Source organism: Methyloparacoccus sp. NF-16, from assembly GCF_056880625.1.
In genome coordinates this window covers 482,429-500,155 of sequence record NZ_CP174130.1, presented here as the reverse complement: position 1 = coordinate 500,155, position 17,727 = coordinate 482,429, and the positions used below count along the sequence as shown (strand labels likewise).

General features: G+C 69.9%; 20 protein-coding genes. 11 read left to right on the top strand and 9 right to left on the bottom strand.

The genetic code is table 11. From position 1 onward, the window contains the following. Positions 1–29: 29 nt before the first annotated feature. From ruvA to ACH5N8_RS02310, 7 genes are all read right to left on the bottom strand, one after another. Positions 30–626 carry a Holliday junction branch migration protein RuvA gene (ruvA, locus tag ACH5N8_RS02340; protein ID WP_460027424.1) on the bottom strand — a complete coding sequence of 199 codons (597 nt, stop codon included), beginning with the start codon at positions 624–626 and terminating at the stop codon, positions 30–32. Continuing rightward, positions 623–1,129, bottom strand: a complete 507-nt coding sequence (gene ruvC, locus ACH5N8_RS02335) for a crossover junction endodeoxyribonuclease RuvC (RefSeq protein ID WP_460027425.1) — start codon at positions 1,127–1,129, stop codon at positions 623–625. Before ruvC ends, ruvA begins: the two co-directional genes overlap by 4 nt. 110 nt (positions 1,130–1,239) lie before the next feature. Continuing rightward, positions 1,240–1,986: a YebC/PmpR family DNA-binding transcriptional regulator gene (locus ACH5N8_RS02330; RefSeq protein WP_460027426.1), complete on the bottom strand. Its 747-nt coding sequence runs from the start codon at positions 1,984–1,986 to the stop codon at positions 1,240–1,242. Positions 1,987–2,052: 66 nt separating this feature from the next. Then, positions 2,053–3,375: an NAD(P)/FAD-dependent oxidoreductase gene (locus tag ACH5N8_RS02325; RefSeq protein WP_483282347.1), complete on the bottom strand. Its 1,323-nt coding sequence runs from the start codon at positions 3,373–3,375 to the stop codon at positions 2,053–2,055. Positions 3,376–3,480: 105 nt separating this feature from the next. Further along, complete coding sequence (locus ACH5N8_RS02320) at positions 3,481–4,209, bottom strand: hypothetical protein (RefSeq protein WP_483282346.1); 729 nt, start codon at positions 4,207–4,209, stop codon at positions 3,481–3,483. Between the two features lie 188 nt (positions 4,210–4,397). Next, complete coding sequence (gene msrP / locus ACH5N8_RS02315; RefSeq protein WP_483282345.1) at positions 4,398–5,324, bottom strand: protein-methionine-sulfoxide reductase catalytic subunit MsrP; 927 nt, start codon at positions 5,322–5,324, stop codon at positions 4,398–4,400. A 28-nt stretch (positions 5,325–5,352) separates the two neighbouring features. Beyond that, positions 5,353–6,000 carry a protein-methionine-sulfoxide reductase heme-binding subunit MsrQ gene (locus ACH5N8_RS02310; protein ID WP_483282344.1) on the bottom strand — a complete coding sequence of 216 codons (648 nt, stop codon included), beginning with the start codon at positions 5,998–6,000 and terminating at the stop codon, positions 5,353–5,355. A 167-nt stretch (positions 6,001–6,167) separates the two neighbouring features. Here ACH5N8_RS02310 and ACH5N8_RS02305 point away from each other — a divergent pair, with 167 nt between their 5' ends. The 4 genes from ACH5N8_RS02305 to ACH5N8_RS02290 all read left to right on the top strand — a co-directional run bounded on the left by ACH5N8_RS02305 (position 6,168) and on the right by ACH5N8_RS02290 (position 8,826). Beyond that, positions 6,168–6,869, top strand: coding sequence for a transaldolase family protein (locus ACH5N8_RS02305; RefSeq protein ID WP_483282343.1), 702 nt, complete (start codon positions 6,168–6,170; stop codon positions 6,867–6,869). A gap of 164 nt (positions 6,870–7,033) precedes the next feature. Next, positions 7,034–7,414, top strand: a complete 381-nt coding sequence (locus ACH5N8_RS02300; protein ID WP_460027432.1) for a phage protein NinX family protein — start codon at positions 7,034–7,036, stop codon at positions 7,412–7,414. An 85-nt stretch (positions 7,415–7,499) separates the two neighbouring features. Next, on the top strand, positions 7,500–7,877 hold the full coding sequence (locus ACH5N8_RS02295) for a 6-pyruvoyl trahydropterin synthase family protein (protein WP_460027433.1): 378 nt from the start codon (positions 7,500–7,502) through the stop codon (positions 7,875–7,877). Positions 7,878–7,911: 34 nt separating this feature from the next. Beyond that, positions 7,912–8,826, top strand: a complete 915-nt coding sequence (locus tag ACH5N8_RS02290) for a class I SAM-dependent methyltransferase (RefSeq protein ID WP_483282342.1) — start codon at positions 7,912–7,914, stop codon at positions 8,824–8,826. On the opposite strand, the gene ACH5N8_RS02285 is transcribed toward ACH5N8_RS02290, so the two are convergent. After that, entirely contained in the window at positions 8,783–9,562 is a 780-nt protein-coding gene (locus ACH5N8_RS02285) for a class I SAM-dependent methyltransferase (protein WP_483282341.1), read from the bottom strand. The two genes, ACH5N8_RS02290 and ACH5N8_RS02285, sit on opposite strands and share 44 nt — an antisense overlap. Positions 9,563–9,569: 7 nt before the next feature. Then, positions 9,570–10,235 (bottom strand): CDP-alcohol phosphatidyltransferase family protein, encoded by a 666-nt coding sequence (locus tag ACH5N8_RS02280; protein ID WP_483282340.1) that lies wholly within the window; start codon positions 10,233–10,235, stop codon positions 9,570–9,572. Between the two features lie 91 nt (positions 10,236–10,326). On the opposite strand from ACH5N8_RS02280, the gene ACH5N8_RS02275 reads away from it, so the two are divergent. From ACH5N8_RS02275 to ACH5N8_RS02245, 7 genes are all read left to right on the top strand, one after another. Further along, positions 10,327–11,337, top strand: coding sequence for a glycosyltransferase family 4 protein (locus tag ACH5N8_RS02275; RefSeq protein ID WP_483282339.1), 1,011 nt, complete (start codon positions 10,327–10,329; stop codon positions 11,335–11,337). 84 nt (positions 11,338–11,421) lie between these two features. Next, positions 11,422–11,925, top strand: coding sequence for an ATP-binding protein (locus tag ACH5N8_RS02270; protein WP_483282338.1), 504 nt, complete (start codon positions 11,422–11,424; stop codon positions 11,923–11,925). Positions 11,926–11,930: 5 nt separating this feature from the next. Further along, positions 11,931–12,380: a chemotaxis protein CheW gene (locus tag ACH5N8_RS02265; RefSeq protein WP_483282337.1), complete on the top strand. Its 450-nt coding sequence runs from the start codon at positions 11,931–11,933 to the stop codon at positions 12,378–12,380. After that, positions 12,370–13,656 (top strand): CheR family methyltransferase, encoded by a 1,287-nt coding sequence (locus ACH5N8_RS02260; protein WP_483282336.1) that lies wholly within the window; start codon positions 12,370–12,372, stop codon positions 13,654–13,656. The genes ACH5N8_RS02265 and ACH5N8_RS02260 overlap by 11 nt, the downstream gene beginning before the upstream one ends. Then, positions 13,653–14,321 (top strand): chemotaxis protein CheW, encoded by a 669-nt coding sequence (locus ACH5N8_RS02255; RefSeq protein ID WP_483282335.1) that lies wholly within the window; start codon positions 13,653–13,655, stop codon positions 14,319–14,321. Before ACH5N8_RS02260 ends, ACH5N8_RS02255 begins: the two co-directional genes overlap by 4 nt. After that, a complete protein-coding gene (locus ACH5N8_RS02250) occupies positions 14,318–16,669 on the top strand; it encodes a hybrid sensor histidine kinase/response regulator (RefSeq protein WP_483282334.1) in 2,352 nt (783 codons plus the stop codon). Before ACH5N8_RS02255 ends, ACH5N8_RS02250 begins: the two co-directional genes overlap by 4 nt. Further along, a complete protein-coding gene (locus tag ACH5N8_RS02245) occupies positions 16,666–17,694 on the top strand; it encodes a chemotaxis protein CheB (RefSeq protein WP_483282333.1) in 1,029 nt (342 codons plus the stop codon). The genes ACH5N8_RS02250 and ACH5N8_RS02245 overlap by 4 nt, the downstream gene beginning before the upstream one ends. Positions 17,695–17,727 lie beyond the last annotated feature (33 nt).

The window sequence follows — 17,727 nt, the reverse complement described above, 5'->3', positions numbered from 1 at the left end:
AAATCCTCACTCCGCTGGCAGGATGAGCTTTATTTCCCCGCCGACTGCAAGGCCAGGCGAATGATGTCCTCGCTGCGCTTGCCCTCGACCGGGACCTTGCGGACAAGGGCGGCGGCATCCTGCGGCCGGAAACCGAGGGCAACGAGCGCGGCGGTGGCATCGTCCACCGGACTGGCTTCGGGCAACGGCAGGGTCCCCGCGCCGGGCAGGGTGACGCTGCCGGTTTCCGGCAGGCGGTCGCGCAACTCGACGATGAGCCGCTCGGCGGTCTTCTTGCCGACGCCGGGCAGGCGAACCAGGCGGGCGGTGTCCTGATGTTCGACGGCGCGGCGGAACTCCTCGGCGCTGAGACCCGAGAGGATGCCCAGTGCCAGCTTGGCGCCGACACCATTGACCCTGATGAGGGTGCGGAACAGGCTGCGCTCGGCCTCCGAGCCGAAGCCGAACAGGCTGTGGGCGTCCTCGCGGATGGCGAGATGGGTGTAGAGGGTTACCTCGCCGCCGATCTCGGGCAGCGCGTAAAAAGTCGACATGGGCGCGTCGACCTCGTAGCCAACCCCGCGGACCTCCACCAGCAGCGAGGGTGGTTTCTTGGCGATCAGGATGCCGCGCAGGAAACCGATCATCGCGGCGGCACCCCGGCCCGGGCCATGCGGCGATGGGTCTGGCGGTGGTGGATATGGCACATGGCGATGCCCAGGGCATCACTGGCATCGGCCGGCAGGACCGCATCGACGCCCAGCAGGAAACGGACCATGTGCTGAACCTGCGACTTCTCGGCGCTGCCCTTGCCGACCAGGGCCTGCTTGACCTGCCGCGCGGCGTACTCGAAGACCGGCAGACCGGCATTCATGCCGGCGCAGATGGCGGCGCCGCGCGCCTGGCCAAGCTTGAGGGCGGAATCGGCGTTCCTGGCCATGAACACCTGCTCGATGGCCATTTCCGTCGGCCGGTACTCGCGGGCAACCTGATAGATGCCCTCATAGATCTGCTTGAGACGGGTGGGAAAGTCGTCGCTGTCGGTGCGGATGGTGCCGTAGGTCACCAGCACCGGCCCCTTGATGCCGTCGTGGATGATGCCGTAGCCGGTGCAGCGGGAGCCGGGGTCGATGCCGAGGATGCTGACCATGATCAGGCGCGACGCCTCGGACGGCCCACCGGCCCCCGGGCCGGCGCGACGCCGGGGCCCGTGCCCCTCGGTAATCCGCGCCTCGCGCCAGACGCCGCCTGCGGCATCCCTTATCCCAGCCTGGCGAGGATGTCCTCGCTGATATCGGCGTTGGAGTAGACGTTCTGCACGTCGTCCAGGTCTTCCAGCCGCTCCAGCAGGCGGATCATCTTGCCGGCATCCTCCTCGTCCAGGGCCACGGTGGTGCTGGCGCGCATCGTGACCTCGGCATTCTCCGCCGGCAGGCCGGCCACCGCCAGGGCATCGCGCACGGTCTCGAACCGTTCGGGACTGACGAGGACATCGACCGACCGATCCTCGTTGGCGACCACATCATCGGCGCCGGCCTCCAGCGCCGCCTCCATCAGGCGATCCTCGTCGATACCGGCCGGATAGCCGAGAATGCCGGTCTTGGTGAACAGGTAGGCCACCGAGCCGTCGGTGCCGAGATTGCCCCCGGCCTTGCTGAAGGCATGGCGGACCTCGGCCACGGTACGCTGGCGATTGTCGGTGAGGCAGTCGACCATGACGGCAATGCCGCCGGGGCCGTAGCCCTCGTAGCGGATTTCGTCATAGTTGTCGCCATCCGCCGCGCCGGTGCCTTTCTTGATCGCGCGCTCGATGGTGTCCTTGGACATGTTGGCGCCCAGCGCCTTGTCCATGGCCGCCCGCAGCCGCGGATTGTTGGTCGGCTCGCCGCCGCCCGCGCGTGCGGATACGGTGATTTCGCGGATCAGCTTGGTGAAGAGCTTGCCCCGGCGGGCATCCTGGGCGCCCTTGCGGTGCTGGATATTGGCCCACTTGCTGTGACCTGCCATGTGCCTGAACGTCCTCCGTCGACGATGGGGTGTGAGGAAAAAGGGCCGGATTCTAGCATTCCGCCCTCAGTGCAGCTTGATCTTGGGCTGGATGCGCTTGCGGAAGAACGAGGAAACCATCAGCAGCAGGACCCGGAACGGGCCGAACAGCGCCAGCTGGTGCATCTTGTAAAGGGACAGGTAGACCAGCCGGGCGATGAAGCCCTCGATCATCACCGATCCCATCAGGTTGCCCATCAGGTTGCCGACCGTGCTGTACTTGCCCAGCGATACCAGCGACCCGTAATCGAGGTAGCGGAAATCCTCCTGTGGCCGCCCCCTGAGGCGCAGGCGCAGATTGCCCAGTACCCGGCTCGCCATCTGATGCGCCGACTGCGCCCTGGGCGGCACATTGGCGCCCTTTTCCGGCCACGGGCAGGCGGCGCAGTCGCCGATGGCGTAGATGTCGTCGTCGCGGGTCGTCTGCAGGGTCGGCCGCACCAGCAGCTGGTTGATGCGGTTGGTTTCCAGGCCGTCGATGTCCTTGAGGAAGTCCGGCGCCTTGACGCCCGCCGCCCAGACCTTGGCCGCCGCGCGCACGAAGTCGCCGCTGGCGGTCTGCATGCCGTCGGCCGTCACCTCGACCACCTTCACGCCCAGCATGACATCGATGCCGAGACCGCGCAGCTGCGCCAGGGTGGCGTTGGACAGGCGCTCGGGCAGGCCCGGCAGCAGCGTCGGCGAGGCTTCGAGGATGTGGATCCTGATGTCGGACGGCTTGATGTTGTCCAGCCCGTAGGAACTCAGCAAGCGCGCGGCCTGATAGAGCTGGGCGGACAGCTCGATGCCGGTGGCGCCGCCGCCGACAATGGCGACATCCAGCTCGCCGGGCTTGCGGGTGCCGCCGGCCGCCTGGGCGCGCAGATACGCCTCCAGCAGCCGGTTCTGGAACTGCTCGGCCTCGCCCGTGGTGTCCAGGAACATGCAGTGCTCGGCCACGCCCGGAATGCCGAAGTCATTGCAGACACTGCCCACGGCGATGACCAGGATGTCGTAGGGGTAGCTGCGCTCCGGCATGATCTGCTCGCCGCCGGCGCTGTACAGGGGCGCCAGGCGAACCTGCTTGCTGGCGCGGTCGAGGCCATTCATGCGGCCCAGCACGAAGCGGAAGTGGTTCTCGCTGGCCTGGGCCAGATACTCCAGCTCGTCGTCGTGCGAATCCAGCGTGCCGGCGGCGACCTCGTGCAGCAACGGCTTCCAGATATGGGTGCGACTGCAATCGATCAGGGTGATTTCCGCTTCTCCCCGGCGGCCGAGCTGCTTGCCGAGCTGGGTGACCAGTTCCAGGCCACCGGCGCCACCGCCGATGACAACGATTCTGGGGCAGGACGGGGCATTGGGCTTGCTCATGGCGTCTCCTGGCTTGTTCTTCTTGTACGGACAGATGCGGGGCGGGACAGCAGGCGCTGTCCCGGAATGCGAGCGCGGCTTCGCCGGCGCGAGCCGGTACTGCCGCTAGCGGCAGCGCTGCTGGCTGGCGCTGTATTCGGTGTTCGGCGGACAGATGACCCTCGCACCGGTACCCTTGACATAAAGGGTACCCAGGGAAAAGCCCTCCTGGAGATACAGCGGACCACCCGGCAGCAGTCCGAAGAACTGGTTCATCAAGTTGGCCCCTGTAGCCGTCAGGAACAGGGGCACGTTGTCGATTTTCACAACGCCGTTCTTCAGCGGGAAACTGGTGATGGCGCCAGTGTGCTGGGCAAAATTCGAGGCATGTCCCAACACCTTGCCATTCACCGTCACGGTGACCCCCAGTTCCAGACAGGGAGACGCCGCAAAGCATGAGCTGCTGTTGTGCAGCTCAAATGTATTCATGACGACCGCGTAATTCGTACCGGGGCTGTACAGGTTCAGGCCACCGCGATGCTGCAGGTCGTAGAAACCGATTTCCGGCTGCGGACGACTGGGATTCAGGGTTCCGGTTGCCAGGGGAAAGGTGACCCGGAGGTTCTGGTTGTTGAGCGTGCCCTGCAACTTGGCCGGCTGGTACTGGGTCAGGGAAGCGCCCAGCGACGGAAAGATATTGAAGAAGGCCGGGGCGAGATCGAGGGTCGTCTTGCCGCCATCCACCGTCACGGTTCCCTGGCCACTGAAGGCATGCACGGAAGGCGTGCCCAGCATGAGGGTCAACGGCAGAACGGCGAGACTGGCCGTCTTCTTCAGCAAAGCGATGGAACGCATGGGGGGTTTCCTCGGGTTTGGATGTGGACAACAGGACGAGATTCACGTCCGTTGTGGACGCGAACCCAAGTATAACGCCCGCGCCCCCGTTCGACGCGCCGCCGCCGGCGCCTGCCGGGCTGGCGACGGCGGCATCGGCGACGCCCTCATGAGTCCGTGTGCCCCGACGGGGATGATCGGACCATGCCTCAGAAATGGCGGGCCAGATCCATGCCGGCGTAAAGGCTGGCGACCTGCTCGCCATAGCCGTTGAAGGGCAAGGTCGGACGCTTGAAGAAATCGCCGATGCGACGCTCCCTGGCCTGGCTCCAGCGCGGGTGGTCGACCGCCGGATTGACGTTGGCGTAGAAGCCGTACTCCCGGGGTGCCGCCTGATTCCAGCTGGTCGCCGGCATGGCCTCCACCAGCCGGATGGCGACGATCGACTTGGCGCTCTTGAAACCATATTTCCAGGGCACGACAATGCGCACCGGCGCCCCGTTCTGGTTGGGCAGCACCTGACCGTACAGGCCGACGGTCAGCAGGGTCAGCGGATGCAGGGCCTCGTCCATGCGCAGTCCCTCGCGGTAGGGCCAATCCAGCACGCCCCGCCCGAGATCCGGCATCTGCTGCCGGTCGGCGAGCGAGACAAACTGCACGAACCTGGCGTTGCCGCGCGGTTCAACCTGCTTCAGCAGGGCCGCAAGGGGAAATCCGACCCAGGGAATGACCATCGACCAGGCTTCCACGCAGCGCAGCCGATAGATGCGCTCCTCCAGGGGAGCCAGCCTGAGGATGTCATCGATGTCGAAGGTACGCGGCTTGTTGACCTCCCCGTCCACCGTCACCGTCCAGGGCCGGGTCCTGAGGCTGCCGGCCTGTCGCGCCGGCTCCTCCTTGTCGGTGCCGAATTCGTAGAAATTATTGTAGCCGGTCACCTTGTCCAGCGGGGTGGGCTCCTCCGCCAGCCGGAACGCCGGATTGGGCGCGGCAGCGAGCCCGGCGGCACGGGCGACGAGCGGCGACGCGGCCCAGGCAGCCGTCGCCAGCAGCGCATCGCGCAGGAAGGCGCGCCGGCTTCGCCACAGCCATTCGGGGGTGACATCGTTTTCCGACAGGTCGTTACGGTAGCGCATGGTCTGCTCCTCGGTTGATGATCGCCGGCTACTCAGACCGGCCGGGCACGGAACCTATCCGGCCGCGTCCCGCCGAGGCGGCCGGCAGCAGCGCCCGCAGTCCCAGCGACACGCTCAGCACGCCCGCGAAGATCAGCGGCCGACGCAGATCCTTCTTCACCTGCCAGGCGAAGTGCAGCACGCCGGCCACGGCGATGACGTAGACCAGTCGGTGCAGGCGTCGCCAGCGCTGGCCGCCGAGCCGTCGCCGCATGGCGTCGCTGGAAGTCGCGGCGAGCGGCAACAGCAACAGGAAAGCGCCGAAACCGACGGTGATGTAGGGCCGCCTGCCGATGTCGCGGACGATCCCGGACCAGTCGAAGAACTGGTCCAGCACGACATAGGCCAGAAGGTGCAGACAGGCGTAGAAGAAGGCGTACAGCCCCAGCATGCGGCGCAGCCGGACCAGCCAGTTCCAGCGCGACAGGCGTCGCAGGGGCGTCACCGCCAGCGTGAGCAGCAGCAGGGTCAGGGTCCAGTAACCGGTATCGCGCAACAGCTTCTCGATCGGATTCGCGCCGAGGCCATCGGCCGCCGCCAGAATGGACAGCCACAGCGCCGGCAGGAGCGCCATCCCGAAGACAAGCCGCTGCAGCCTACGCAGGGCGGGTTCGGACAAACGCTGGAGGGAAAACATGGGCTCATTCCCCCGGATCGATCGGTTAAGGGCAACATCGCACACCGCGCCGGGCGGCCAGCGATCCGGCACCGGCGAGCTCGGCGGCAATCCCGGGCGCCGGTATCATGGCCCGGCAACACCCGTAGATCTTAAACCCCAGCACCTTCGCCGGAGGAGCCGTCCGCATGAAGCTCTACCTCGATACTGCCGACACCCGCGCCTGGCGACTGCCAGCCGGCTGCCCCCCGCTCCAGGGCGTCACCACCAACCCCGCGCTGGTCGAGCAGGCAGGCCTGCCGGTGACACTGGCCACCTACCTGCGGCTCGTGCAGGCGGCCGGCGCACTGCGGCTTCCGGAGCTGATGCTGCAACTGCCGCGCGCCGATGTCGCCGAGGCCCACGACTGGCTGGCCAGGCTGCTCCCCGAGGCCGGTCAGGCGCGGCTCCGGCTGACCATCAAGCTGCCCTGCCATCCGGCCTGGGCGCCCGTGATCCGCGAAGTCCATGCCTGGGGGCTGCCGCTGCTGCTCACCGGCCTGTCCAACCCGATGCAACTCCTCTGGGCGCGGGCGCAGAACGCCCAGTACGTCGCGCCCTACCTTGGCCGGCTGCACGCCGAAGGCCGGGAGATATGGCCACTGGTCCAGGCCTGTATCGCCCTGCAACGGGACGGGGTCCAGCTGCTCGCCGCCAGCATCCGCGACGCCGACATCTTCGGCCGGTTGATCGCGGCCGGCGCCCATGCCGCCACGGTGCGCCCCGAGTTCGCTGCCGGCCTGGCCAGCGACCCGCTGACCGATGCCGCGATGGCCCAGTTCGACGACGCCATCGCCCGCAGCCTGGCGGCGGACGGTACGGCTCAGATCCACCGCTCCGGCGGTGAATAAGCCCCCGCCCGACGTGCCGCCCAGCCGTGAGCGGCTAGCAAGCCATTGATTCAACAACAAACAAGACAATGGCATGTGCATTGCTAAGTCACCGGGCAAGCGGATGTGCCGACCGGCGTCACAGGGACCCGGCCGATACCCGCAGCAGCAACCGGAGAACACGCATGAAAGTCAGAACGCAGGTGGAAACCCTGGCCGGCAATTCCCTCGACTGGGTCGTGGGCTATGTGCTGGAGGGCGGCGACCACGAGCTCGCCGCGCAGGCCAGCCGGGGCGAATACCGTCCGTCCTCGGACTGGTCGATCGGCGGCCCCCTGATCGAAAGCGCCCAGATCCGCCTGAGCCCGACCCGGGAAGGCTACTGGCGCGCCACCAAGCCGGGCGAGGACTGGGCGTCGGTAGGCAAGACCCCGCTGATCGCCGCCATGCGTTTTCTCATCCGCCACCGGCATGCCAGCGAGATCGACATACCCTGGCAATTGCTGGACCGGGGCGAGTCGTTCGATGTCAACCCCGCGCAGCCCTCCGCCCGCACCCGCCACTGACAGCCTGCCCGCGGGGCGCGCTGCAAGGCGACGCCCCGCGCCCCGACCGGCTCGCGGCACCGGCAACGATGCTATAGTGCCGGCCATGTCCTACCAACTCGCCATCCGCCGCGACTTCATCGCCCGCCACTTTCTCATCGGCGGCGACTGGGGTGCCGAAAACCACGAACACAGCCACCACTACCGCGCCGAAGTCATCGTCGAGGGCACGGAACTGGACCGGCACGGCTATCTCATCGACATCGTCGCGCTGGAGACGGCCCTGGCGGGGGTCATCGGCCAGTATGCCGACCGGGTGCTGAACGAGCAGCCGGCCTTTGCCGGGCTCAACCCCAGCATCGAGCACTTCTCCCGCATCCTGTGGCAGCAGCTGCGCAACCGCGTCGACCTGCCCGGCAAGCGCCTGACGGTGAAGCTGTGGGAAAACGCGGACGACTGGGCGGCCTACGGCGGCGGGCTCTGATCCCGCCGCCGATCACCGGCGGCGAAGTGCCCGCATGACACCTATGTCCGTCGACTTTCAGGCATACCTCGACGCCAAGTTTCCACTCGACGAACGCAGTCTCAACCGCGACGTGCGTGCCCTGTTCGAGGCCCTGCTGGGCGAGCGGGCAGCGGCGCGGCTGCTGGATATCGGCGCGGGCACCGGCGCCAGCCTCGACCGGCTGCTGGCCCTGCCCGGCCCCGCGCGCCTGGAGGTGACCTTCGTCGACCGCGACGGCGAACTGCTGGACCTGGCAAGACGCCGCGCCGAACCGAAACTGGCCGCGGCCGGGTTCGCGGTCGGAGCGGACCGCGAACCGCTCCAGGCCCGGCGCGCGACGCAAACCCTGATCCTGGCCTACCGGGCCGCCGACCTGGGCGACTACCGCCCCGCCGCAACCGGGCACTGGGACGGCATCATCGCCCATGCCCTGATGGATCTGCTGCCGCCCGGGCGGATGGCGCGACGCATGCGGGACTGGCTGAAGCCGGGCGGCCTCGTCTACGCCACGCTGAACTACGACGGCGGCACCGTCCTGTTTCCAGGGTTCCACGATGCCGGCTTCGAGGATGCCGTCCTGGCCCACTACGATGCTTCGATGGCGCGCCAGCTAGATGGCGAGGCCTGCGGCGGCGCGCAATCCGGCCGCCGCCTGCATGCCGCCCTGCTGGCGGCGGGATTCGAGCTACTGGCCTATGGCAGCTCGGACTGGAACATCACCCCCTGCCGGGGTGCCTACCGCGACGACGACGCGCGCTGCCTGCGGGCGTTGCTGGACATGATCCACGACGAGGCGCAACGCTCGGGACGGTTCGACGCCGGAACCTTGGATGCCTGGTGGCAGCTGCGCCGCGAACAGATCGACGGCCGCCAGCTCGGACTGATCATCCATCAGCTCGATCTGCTGGCCCGCAAGCCGGCGGCTTGACGGCCAGGACGGCGAGACCGCCGCGCCAACCGTCGAACCCCAGCCAGCGGCCGCAGGCATCGGCCAGCGTCATCAGCCACGCCCAGCCGGCCGGCATGTCGCCGCGGGGGATGAAGCTCCAGCCCTGCAGGCGCCGGAGCCGCAACCCGGCAGCCGGCAACCGGGCCCGCAGCTCGGCGCGGCGCAGAAACCGGTCGCTGCTGAGATGCCGGGTCGGCAGCCCCAGTCGCGGCGCCAGCCAGCGATACCAGACATGATCGCCGTTGGGCGTCAGACAGACGAATACCCCGCCGGGCCGGAGCACCCGCGCGACCTGCGACAGCACCCGGTCGCGGTCAGGCATGTGTTCCAGCGCGCCGACGCAGAGCACCGCATCAGCCACGCCGTCGCCGACCGTGGCCAGCAATTCCGCCGGATCGACGCGGAAGGCGATGCGCTCGCCACCGGCCTGCTGCCGGCGCAGGGACTCGGCGCGGGCGATCATGCCGGGCGAAAGATCGGTGCCGATCAGCCGGGCGAAGGCGCCGGCCAGCGGAAACAGATGCAAGCCGGTCCCGCAGCCGATCTCGACCAGGGTCTCGCGCCGGCTGCCGGCCAGCAGCCGCTCGATCAGCGCCAGCCGCTGGCGCAGGGCGCGGCCGGGGGCACCATGGCTGTCGGCGTAAGCCGGCGCGAGCCGGTCGAAGAAGGCGCGGATGTCCTCGCGGTCGCGAACGCTCAGGGTTCTGGGCGGCATGGGCGCTTCAGGCCCGGTGCCGCTGCCACAGCGACACGAGGAAGGAGACCGCCAGGGCCAGGCTGGCGCCGGCCGCCAGGCCGGTCGTGACCGGCGGCGGCAGGCCGGGCCAGAGGCAGACCGCCAGGGTCAGCGTGCCGAGGACGCCCACGCCGCGGGTGAAACGGTTGCCGCGCACCGTCCCGCGGGCCGGTGGTCCCCAGCGCAGCCAGAGCACGAAGGCATAGCGCAGCGCGCCGGGCAGCAGCACCCAGGCCGGCAGGTGGTCGCCGAGCAGGAGCAGCAGGCACAGTGTCAGCAGCAGGAAGGCATCGCTCTCATGATCGAACACCTCGCCGAAACCGGAAACCGTACCGAAGCGTCGCGCGGCCCAGCCATCCAGCCCGTCCATCCCCACCAGCAGCATGGCGATCGCCGCCTGCCAGGTGCCAGCCAGGCCGGGACTCAGCAACAGGGCCAGCGTGGCGAGCACGCGCAGCCCGGTCAGAGCATTGCCGAGCCCGAAGGACTGCCCCGCCGGGACGACCCGCCGGAAGCGGGCCAGGAGTCCCAGGAAGGATGCCACCGCCATCGCCGCCAGCAGCAAAGGCGTTTTCTCCAGCAGAACGCCGGCGATGCCGAGGCTCATCAGCAGCGCATGCTGCTCGGTCCAGCGGGTAAGCGTGGCGGTCATGTTGCGGTCGTTTCCTGGGTGATCCCGGCGCGATGGAGGGGCCGTTCATGATGACATCAAACCGGACGCGGACGAAGTCCGGCCGCGGCGCATGAAACTGTGCTTCGTCCACCCGCCGCTCGATGGCCCGGTCAGCGGCGGCAACCGTTACAACGCGGCGCTGATCGGGGCGGCGAGGCACCTGGGTCTGGCGCTGCGCGCCTGCGCCTGGCATCCCGATACGGCGCCGCCCGAACCGGCGGCGGACGAAACGCTGCTGTGGGACAGCCTGTTCCTGCCCGAACTGGCGCGGCGGAATCTCGCCGTCGGCCAGCGCCAGGGGCTGCTGCTCCATTACCTGCCCTTCCACGATCCCCTGCTGGACGAGAACGAACGCCGGCGGTGGCGGGACATCGTCGACCGCGCGCTTGCCGGCATGGACTTCCACATCGCCACCGGCGCCCGGGTCGCGGCGGCGCTGCGACAGTACCGGCCCGGGCGGCCAACCTGGCTGTGCGAACCCGGCGTCGACGCGGCCTTCCTGAGCGCGCGGGCGCAGTCCCCGGCCCGGCGGCAAACCGGCCCGGTTCGGCTGCTGACCGTCGCCAGCCTGCTGCCAGCCAAGCGCCAACGGGAACTGCTCGATCTCCTGCACGGCATCGACGGCGACTGGGTCTGGCATCTTGCCGGCGACGAACGCCCCTGCCCGGACTATGCCCGGCGGCTCTGGCGACGCGCCGCCGAGCTGGGGCTGACCGGGCGCATCCGCAGGCACGGCGCCCTGACGAGCACGGCGCTGGCGCGCCTGATGGCGGGCATGGACCTCTGCGTGCAGTACAGCGCCTACGAGTCCTACGGCATGGCGCTGGCCGAAGCGCTGGCGGCGGGCCTGCCGGCCATCGCCACCGACGTCGGCGCCGCCGCCCGGCTGGTGCGGCACGGCGAAACCGGCTGGCTGACCGCCGCCGACGACACCGAGGGTTTCCGCGCCGCGCTGGCCGGCCTGATCGGGGACCGCGATCGACTGCGGCATTACCGGATGGCGGCGGGTCGCGACGAACCGGTGGCCGCGGCCTGGCGTTTCCCGGCGCTGTTCCGGCAGCTGGCACTGGAAACCCGCTGACCCGCCTGAGACGCCCTCGCCGAGATGCCCGCCGTCACCGGTTTTGCGGTACTCTCTCCGGACCCGTCGCCGCCAGCCACCGCCATGTCCGAGCATCCCGCCCGTACCCTCCATTCCGCCCCAGCGGCCGAGCCATCGGCTGGCGGCGGGGCGGGCTGCCTGCTGCACCTGCGGCTGGCGGCGGAACAGGTCAGCCTGGTGATGGTGGCCGAAGCGGTGGAGGCCCTGGCCGAGCGCGACAACTGGCCGGCCGAGGCGAAATTCCACGTCGATCTGGTGCTGGAGGAGCTGGTGCAGAACATCGTTTCCTACGGCTATCCCGATGGCCCGCCCGGCCAGTTCGAACTGAGCCTGTGGCGCAACGGCGACACCCTGCACATCCGCCTCGAGGACGACGGCATCCCCTTCGATCCCTTCAGCCTGCCCGTACCGGACCTGGACCTGTCGCTGGAAGAGCGCGGCATCGGCGGCCTGGGCGTGCACTTCACCCGCACGCTGATGAACCGCCACGCCTACCGGGCCGTGGCAGGACGCAACCGCGTCGATCTGGAAAAAGCCCTGCGCGCCGACGCCCTGCCGTCCGACTGAGGCCCATGCTGCACCTGCTGTTCCGTCTGGGCCAGGAAATCTTCGCGGTGCCCGCTGGCGACATCCAGGCGGTGCTCCCCCTGGCGGAGCTGGAGAGCCTGGCGCTGGCGCCACCCGCGGTAGCCGGCCTGCTGCGCTACCAGGGCCGCTTCGTGCCGGTGCTGGATGTCGGCGTGATCCACAGCGGCACGCCGGCCGCGCGGGTCATCAGCACGCGCATCGTCCTGGTGCGGGCGACCGAACAGGAAACCCTGCTCGGACTGCTGGTCGAACGGGCCATGGAAATGCTGGATCTCCACGACCGGCAGGTCCTGGCGCCAGCATTCCTGGGCCCGGGTCACGACTGGCTGGCGCCCACCCTGTACGACACCGAACTGGGACTGGTGCGCGCCATCGACTGGCGAGCCCTGCTGACGCGCGAGATCGAGAGCCTGGCGGTGGCCGATGACGCCTGAGCAGCCGTCCGCTTTTCTCGCCGGGCTGGCCGCCTGGGTGGCGGAGCGCTACGGACTGGACCTCGCCGTGCTCGGGCCAGGCTCCCTGGAGGAGGCCCTGGGGGCCCGGCGCCGCGCCAGCGGGTGCGACAACCCCGCCGACTATGCCGAACGCTGGCGGACGGATGCCGCCGAACGCGAAGCCTTGCTGGAACGGCTGCTGGTGGGGGAAACCTGGTTCTTCCGCGAGTGGGCGGCGTTCGCCTATCTGGCCACCTGGGTCGCCCGGCAGGCGCGGGATTTTGCGCCGGCCCATCCCCTGCGCGTCCTGACCCTGCCCTGCTCCACCGGCGAGGAGGCCTGGTCGATCGCCGCCGTACTGGCCGAAGCCGGGCTGGATGGCGCGCGCGCGCGCATCGACGCCGTGGACGTCAATCCCGCCGCCCTGGCGATCGCCGCAAGCGGACGCTATCCCCCGCGCCGCCTGCGCGGCCAGCCGGTGGCGCGCTGGCAACACCTGCTGCGACCGCAGGCCGACGGGCAACTGCGCGTCGGCGACCAGCTGCGCGCCATGGTCGAATTCTCGCGCGGCAACGCCATGGATGCCGGGTGGTACCGCGACCGCGATCCCTACCATGTCATCTTCTGCCGCAACCTGCTGATCTACATGAACGGGGAGGCGCGGCGCAGAATCTGCGAACGCCTGGGCCGCTGCCTGCGCCCCGGCGGGCTGCTGTTCCTGGGCCATGCCGAACAGCCACCGGCCGGGCTGGGACTGGCGCGCGCGCGCGCCAATGGCGCCTTCGCCTGGTGCCGGCAGCCAGGGCCGTCCACTCCGGCCCGGGAAACCACGCCGCTGCCCGCGCCGGTCCACCGCTGCGCCGATGTCCGGCCGGCGCTCCAACCGTGCCCCGAGGCTCCCCGCCATCCGGCACCCGGACAAGCCAACCCTCCGGCTCCGCCCCATTCCGGCAAGGCGGCCACCCCGCTGGCGCTCGAGCGGCTGCGGGAACTGGCCGATCAGGGCCGCTACGCGGAGGCCCTGTCCCCCCTGCAGACACCGGCGGCCATCCAGTCGCTGGACCCGGAGGCACATGCCCTGGCCGGCATCCTGCTGGGTGCGCTGAACCGCAGGACCGAGGCGGTGGAGCGCCTGCGCCAGGCACTGTTCCTCGATCCGGCGCACGCGGAGAGCCTGGCGCACCTGGCCCTGCTGCTGGAGCAGGGCGGCGACCCTGACGGCGCCGACCGGCTGCGCGCGCGGCTGGCGGCCCATGCCGGCGGGAGCGGCGCATGAACAACCGTCCCGCAACGCCATGCTGGAAGTCCATCGGCATCCTCGGCGACCGCAGCTGCGAGCAGCTGCCGCAGCAGGTGCACTGCCGCAACTGTCCGACCTTCCGCCTGGCCGGCCGGGAATTGCTCGACCGCCCGATGCCGGCGGACTACCAGGCGGAAATCACCCGCCAGCTGGCCATCCGCCCGCCCGCGCACGAGGCCGAGACGCTGCGGATACTGATCTTCCGCGTCGCCAGCGTCTGGCTGGCGCTGCCATCGGCCTGTTTCGAGGAAACCCTGTCGCCGGCACCCATCGTCCACGTGCCCCTGCGCAGCAACCGGCATTTCCTCGGCCTGGCGAACACCCATGGCGAATTGCAGCTGTGCTTCACCCTCGAACACTATCTCGGTGCCGACCCCGACGAGCCGGTGGCCGGGAACGGCGACGCCCGGGCCTTCGCGCGCATGCTGGTGGTGCGCCTGCAGGGGCAGCGCTGGGTGTTCCTGGCCGATGAGGTGCTGGGCACGGTGACGCACCCGCGCGCCGGATTGCAGGCGCTGCCGGCCAACCTGGCCAAGGCCTCGCCACGCCTGCTCGATGCCCTGCTCGAACACGAGGGCCGCCGCATCAAGCTGATCGACGAGGCGCGTCTGGCCGCGCTGCTGCGGGAAGCGCTGGCATGAGCCTGCCCGACGCCTTCCTGCTGGAGCTGTTTCGCGAGGAGATGGCCGCGCACAGCGCGGTCCTCACCGATGGCTTGCTGGCCCTGGAACGGGACGGCAGTTCGCCGGAGCGCATCGAACCGCTGATGCGGGCGGCGCATTCGATCAAGGGCGCGGCGCGGGTGGTGGACCTGGCGCCGGTGGTCCAGGTCGCCCATGAGATGGAAGACCTGCTGGTCGCGGCCGGCGCCGGCCGGGTGGTGCTGGATGGCGCCGCGGTGGATCTGCTGCTGGCGGCGCTGGACTGGATGGTGGGTCTCGGCAATGTGGCCGACGACGCCCTCAGCGACTGGCTGGCGGCGCATGCCGGCGAAGCCGGTGACTGGGTCGCCCGCATTGGTGCCGGCCTGGGCAAGCCAGGCCCTGCCGGCGGACCGGCGGCCAACCCGGGCGAAGGGGAGATGACGCTTCCGGCGCCAGCCGAAGGGACCGGGACAGGGACGGACGCGCCACCGGCCGCCCCGCCAGCACCATGGCCGCCGGCGCCGACACCGGCGCAGCCAGCCCCGGCGGAGCCACCGCCTGCCGCCGCCGGAGAACCACCACGGCCGCCGCCGGGCGCGAAACCTGCTGCCGAAGCGGGCGAAGCCGCCGACGCGCCGGTGCGCATCACCGCCGAGACGCTGACCCAGATGCTGGGCTATGCCGCCGACATGCTGCTGGAGGCGCGCCGCATCGAGCAGGTCGCCCGCGAGCTGCAAGCGCTCAAGCGCCTGCAGCGGCAGCTGTCGGCCGCCGCCCGGTCGCCGGCGGGCGGCGGGGCGGTCGATCCCGCGCTGCTGCACGACCGTCTGGCCGAACTGGGCACTGCGCTGGACCGCCACGACCAGCATCTGGCCGATATCGCCAGCCGCGCCAACTTCCTCTCCGAGCGGCTGCACAGCCTGGCCCTGCGCGGACGCATGCGGCCGTTTGCCGACGGCGTGCAGGGGTTCCCGCGGCTGGTGCGCGACATGGCCCGGCAGCTTGACCGGCAAGTCGACTTCGAGATCGTCGGCCAGGCCACGCTGGTCGATCGCGACATCCTCAGCCGACTCGACGCGCCGCTGAACCATCTGCTGCGCAACGCCCTCGACCACGGCCTGGAATCGCCGCAGGAGCGCCTCGCTGCCGGCAAGCCCGCCACCGGCCGCCTGCGGCTGGAAGCCCGGCACCGCAGCGGCCGGCTGCTGGTGTCGATCGCCGACGATGGCCAGGGCATCGATACCGAGGCCCTGCGCGCCAAGATCGTCCGCCAGGGGCTGATCAGCACCGACATGGCCCTGCGCCTGACGGCGGCCGAGCTCTACGATTTCCTGTTCCTGCCCGGCCTCAGCACCCGCGAGGCGGTAAGCGAGATTTCCGGCCGCGGCGTCGGCCTGGACGTGGTGCAGACCATGGTCCACGGCTGCGGCGGCTCGCTGCAGGTCAGCTCCGAGCGCGGCCAGGGCACCCGCTTCGAGTTGCAGCTGCCGGTCACGCGCTCGGTGATCCGCACGCTGCGGGTCGACATCGCCGGCCAGTCCTACGCCCTGCCGCTGGCGCGCATCGACCGCGCCGAGCGACGCGCCTCGCGGCAGCTGGAGTCGGTGAACGGCAACTACTATTTCGCCACCGGGCAGGGCAATGTGGCGCTGATGCCAGCCCGGCGCCTACTGGGCCTGGAGGAGCCGACAGTGCCGCCGGAACGGCTGTCGCTGGTGCTGATCAGCGCCGAGGGTCGCCAGTACGCGCTGGAAGTGGACGCCCTCCGGGGCGAGTGCGATCTGGTCGTACGGCCGCTGGATCCGCGGCTCGGCAAGGTGCCCAACCTCAGCGCCGTCGCCCTCGACGAACAGGGGCTGCCGGTGCTGATCCTGGATGTCGACGACCTGGTGCGCACGGCCGACCGGCTGGCCGGCCAGGTGCAGCCGCCACGGCGCCGGCTGGCGGCGGCGGTGCGGCGCCGCGCCAAGCGCATCCTGGTGGTGGACGATTCCATCACCGTCCGCGAGGTCGAACGCAAGCTGCTGGAAAACGGCGGATACGAGGTCGACGTGGCGGTGGACGGCGTGGATGGCTGGAACCAGCTGACCGTCAACCGCTACGACCTGGTGGTGAGCGATGTCGACATGCCGCGCATGAATGGCATCGAACTGGTCACGCGGCTCAGGGCCGATCCGCGGCTGGGCAAGCTGCCGGTGGTGATCGTCTCCTACAAGGACCGCGAGGAGGATCGCCTGCGCGGCATGCAGGCGGGCGCCGACTACTACCTGACCAAGAGCAGTTTCCACGACGCCGGGCTGATCCAGGCGGTGCGGGATCTGATCGGCGGCGCGAACGACCCGTGAAAGTCGCCATCGCCCACCCCGACAGGGCAACGGTGAGCCGGCTGCAGACGCTGCTGGCCGAGCAACCCGGCATCCGCGTCGCCTGGACTGCCGATACGACCCAGCGGCTGCTCGCGACCTGCGCGGTGCGAACACCCGATCTGCTGCTGATGGGGCTGGATTTCCCCGGCCTGGCGGCCGGCGAGCTCACCCGCCGGCTGATGACCGCTTCGCCGTGCAGTATCCTGCTCCTGAACCAAGGCTGCGATCCCTGCTTCGGACGGGTGTTCGAGGCGCTCGGCCAGGGCGCCGCGGACGCGGCGGTCCTGCCGCCGGCCCACAGCTGGAACCGCCCGGAGAGCTGGGCCGACCTGCTGAACCGGCTCGACACCCTGCGCACCCTCGCCGGCCATGGCCGCAAGGTGCCGGCGGCGCGGTCGCCGGCCGACGCGGCGCCACCGCGCCTGCGGCTGCCGCCGGTCATCGCCATCGGTGCCTCGACCGGCGGCCCCAGGGCCCTGGCCGCGGTAATCTCGTCCCTGCCGCGCGAACTGCCGGCCACGGTGGTGATCGTCCAGCACCTGGATTTCCACTTCACCGAAGGGCTGGCCGAATGGCTCAACCTGTCGGCGGCGCTGCCGGTCGCAGCACTGACCGGCGAAACCCGGCTGGAGCCCGGCCGCATCTGGGTCGCCGCCCGTCCCGAACACCTGATCGTGACCGATGCCCTGACCCTGGGCTGGACCGACGCCTGGCCGGACCTGACCATCCGGCCGTCGATCGACGTGTTCTTCAAGAGCCTGGCCGCGCATGCCCCGCTGCGCGGCGGCGGCATCCTCCTGACCGGCATGGGCAGGGACGGCGCCGAGGGGCTTCTGGCCCTCAGGCGCGCCGGTTTCTTCACCGTGGCCCAGGACGAGGCCTCCAGCGTGGTCTACGGCATGCCCAAGGCGGCCGCGCAGCTTGGCGCCGCCGAGACGATCCTGCCGCTGGATGCCATCGCCGGGCATATCGTCCGGCATGTCGCGCGCCTGAATGCCGCTTGAGGCCGATGTTTCCGTTCAACGTCACCCACCCCA

Bases quoted from the DNA above. Each gene is read 5' to 3' on its own strand.
- ruvA (WP_460027424.1), bottom strand. From the start codon at position 626: ATGATCGGTTTCCTGCGCGGCATCCTGATCGCCAAGAAACCACCCTCG.
- ruvC (WP_460027425.1), bottom strand. From the start codon at position 1,129: ATGGTCAGCATCCTCGGCATCGACCCCGGCTCCCGCTGCACCGGCTAC.
- ACH5N8_RS02330 (WP_460027426.1), bottom strand. From the start codon at position 1,986: ATGGCAGGTCACAGCAAGTGGGCCAATATCCAGCACCGCAAGGGCGCC.
- ACH5N8_RS02325 (WP_483282347.1), bottom strand. From the start codon at position 3,375: ATGAGCAAGCCCAATGCCCCGTCCTGCCCCAGAATCGTTGTCATCGGC.
- ACH5N8_RS02320 (WP_483282346.1), bottom strand. From the start codon at position 4,209: ATGCGTTCCATCGCTTTGCTGAAGAAGACGGCCAGTCTCGCCGTTCTG.
- msrP (WP_483282345.1), bottom strand. From the start codon at position 5,324: ATGCGCTACCGTAACGACCTGTCGGAAAACGATGTCACCCCCGAATGG.
- ACH5N8_RS02310 (WP_483282344.1), bottom strand. From the start codon at position 6,000: ATGTTTTCCCTCCAGCGTTTGTCCGAACCCGCCCTGCGTAGGCTGCAG.
- ACH5N8_RS02305 (WP_483282343.1), top strand. From the start codon at position 6,168: ATGAAGCTCTACCTCGATACTGCCGACACCCGCGCCTGGCGACTGCCA.
- ACH5N8_RS02300 (WP_460027432.1), top strand. From the start codon at position 7,034: ATGAAAGTCAGAACGCAGGTGGAAACCCTGGCCGGCAATTCCCTCGAC.
- ACH5N8_RS02295 (WP_460027433.1), top strand. From the start codon at position 7,500: ATGTCCTACCAACTCGCCATCCGCCGCGACTTCATCGCCCGCCACTTT.
- ACH5N8_RS02290 (WP_483282342.1), top strand. From the start codon at position 7,912: ATGACACCTATGTCCGTCGACTTTCAGGCATACCTCGACGCCAAGTTT.
- ACH5N8_RS02285 (WP_483282341.1), bottom strand. From the start codon at position 9,562: ATGCCGCCCAGAACCCTGAGCGTTCGCGACCGCGAGGACATCCGCGCC.
- ACH5N8_RS02280 (WP_483282340.1), bottom strand. From the start codon at position 10,235: ATGACCGCCACGCTTACCCGCTGGACCGAGCAGCATGCGCTGCTGATG.
- ACH5N8_RS02275 (WP_483282339.1), top strand. From the start codon at position 10,327: ATGAAACTGTGCTTCGTCCACCCGCCGCTCGATGGCCCGGTCAGCGGC.
- ACH5N8_RS02270 (WP_483282338.1), top strand. From the start codon at position 11,422: ATGTCCGAGCATCCCGCCCGTACCCTCCATTCCGCCCCAGCGGCCGAG.
- ACH5N8_RS02265 (WP_483282337.1), top strand. From the start codon at position 11,931: ATGCTGCACCTGCTGTTCCGTCTGGGCCAGGAAATCTTCGCGGTGCCC.
- ACH5N8_RS02260 (WP_483282336.1), top strand. From the start codon at position 12,370: ATGACGCCTGAGCAGCCGTCCGCTTTTCTCGCCGGGCTGGCCGCCTGG.
- ACH5N8_RS02255 (WP_483282335.1), top strand. From the start codon at position 13,653: ATGAACAACCGTCCCGCAACGCCATGCTGGAAGTCCATCGGCATCCTC.
- ACH5N8_RS02250 (WP_483282334.1), top strand. From the start codon at position 14,318: ATGAGCCTGCCCGACGCCTTCCTGCTGGAGCTGTTTCGCGAGGAGATG.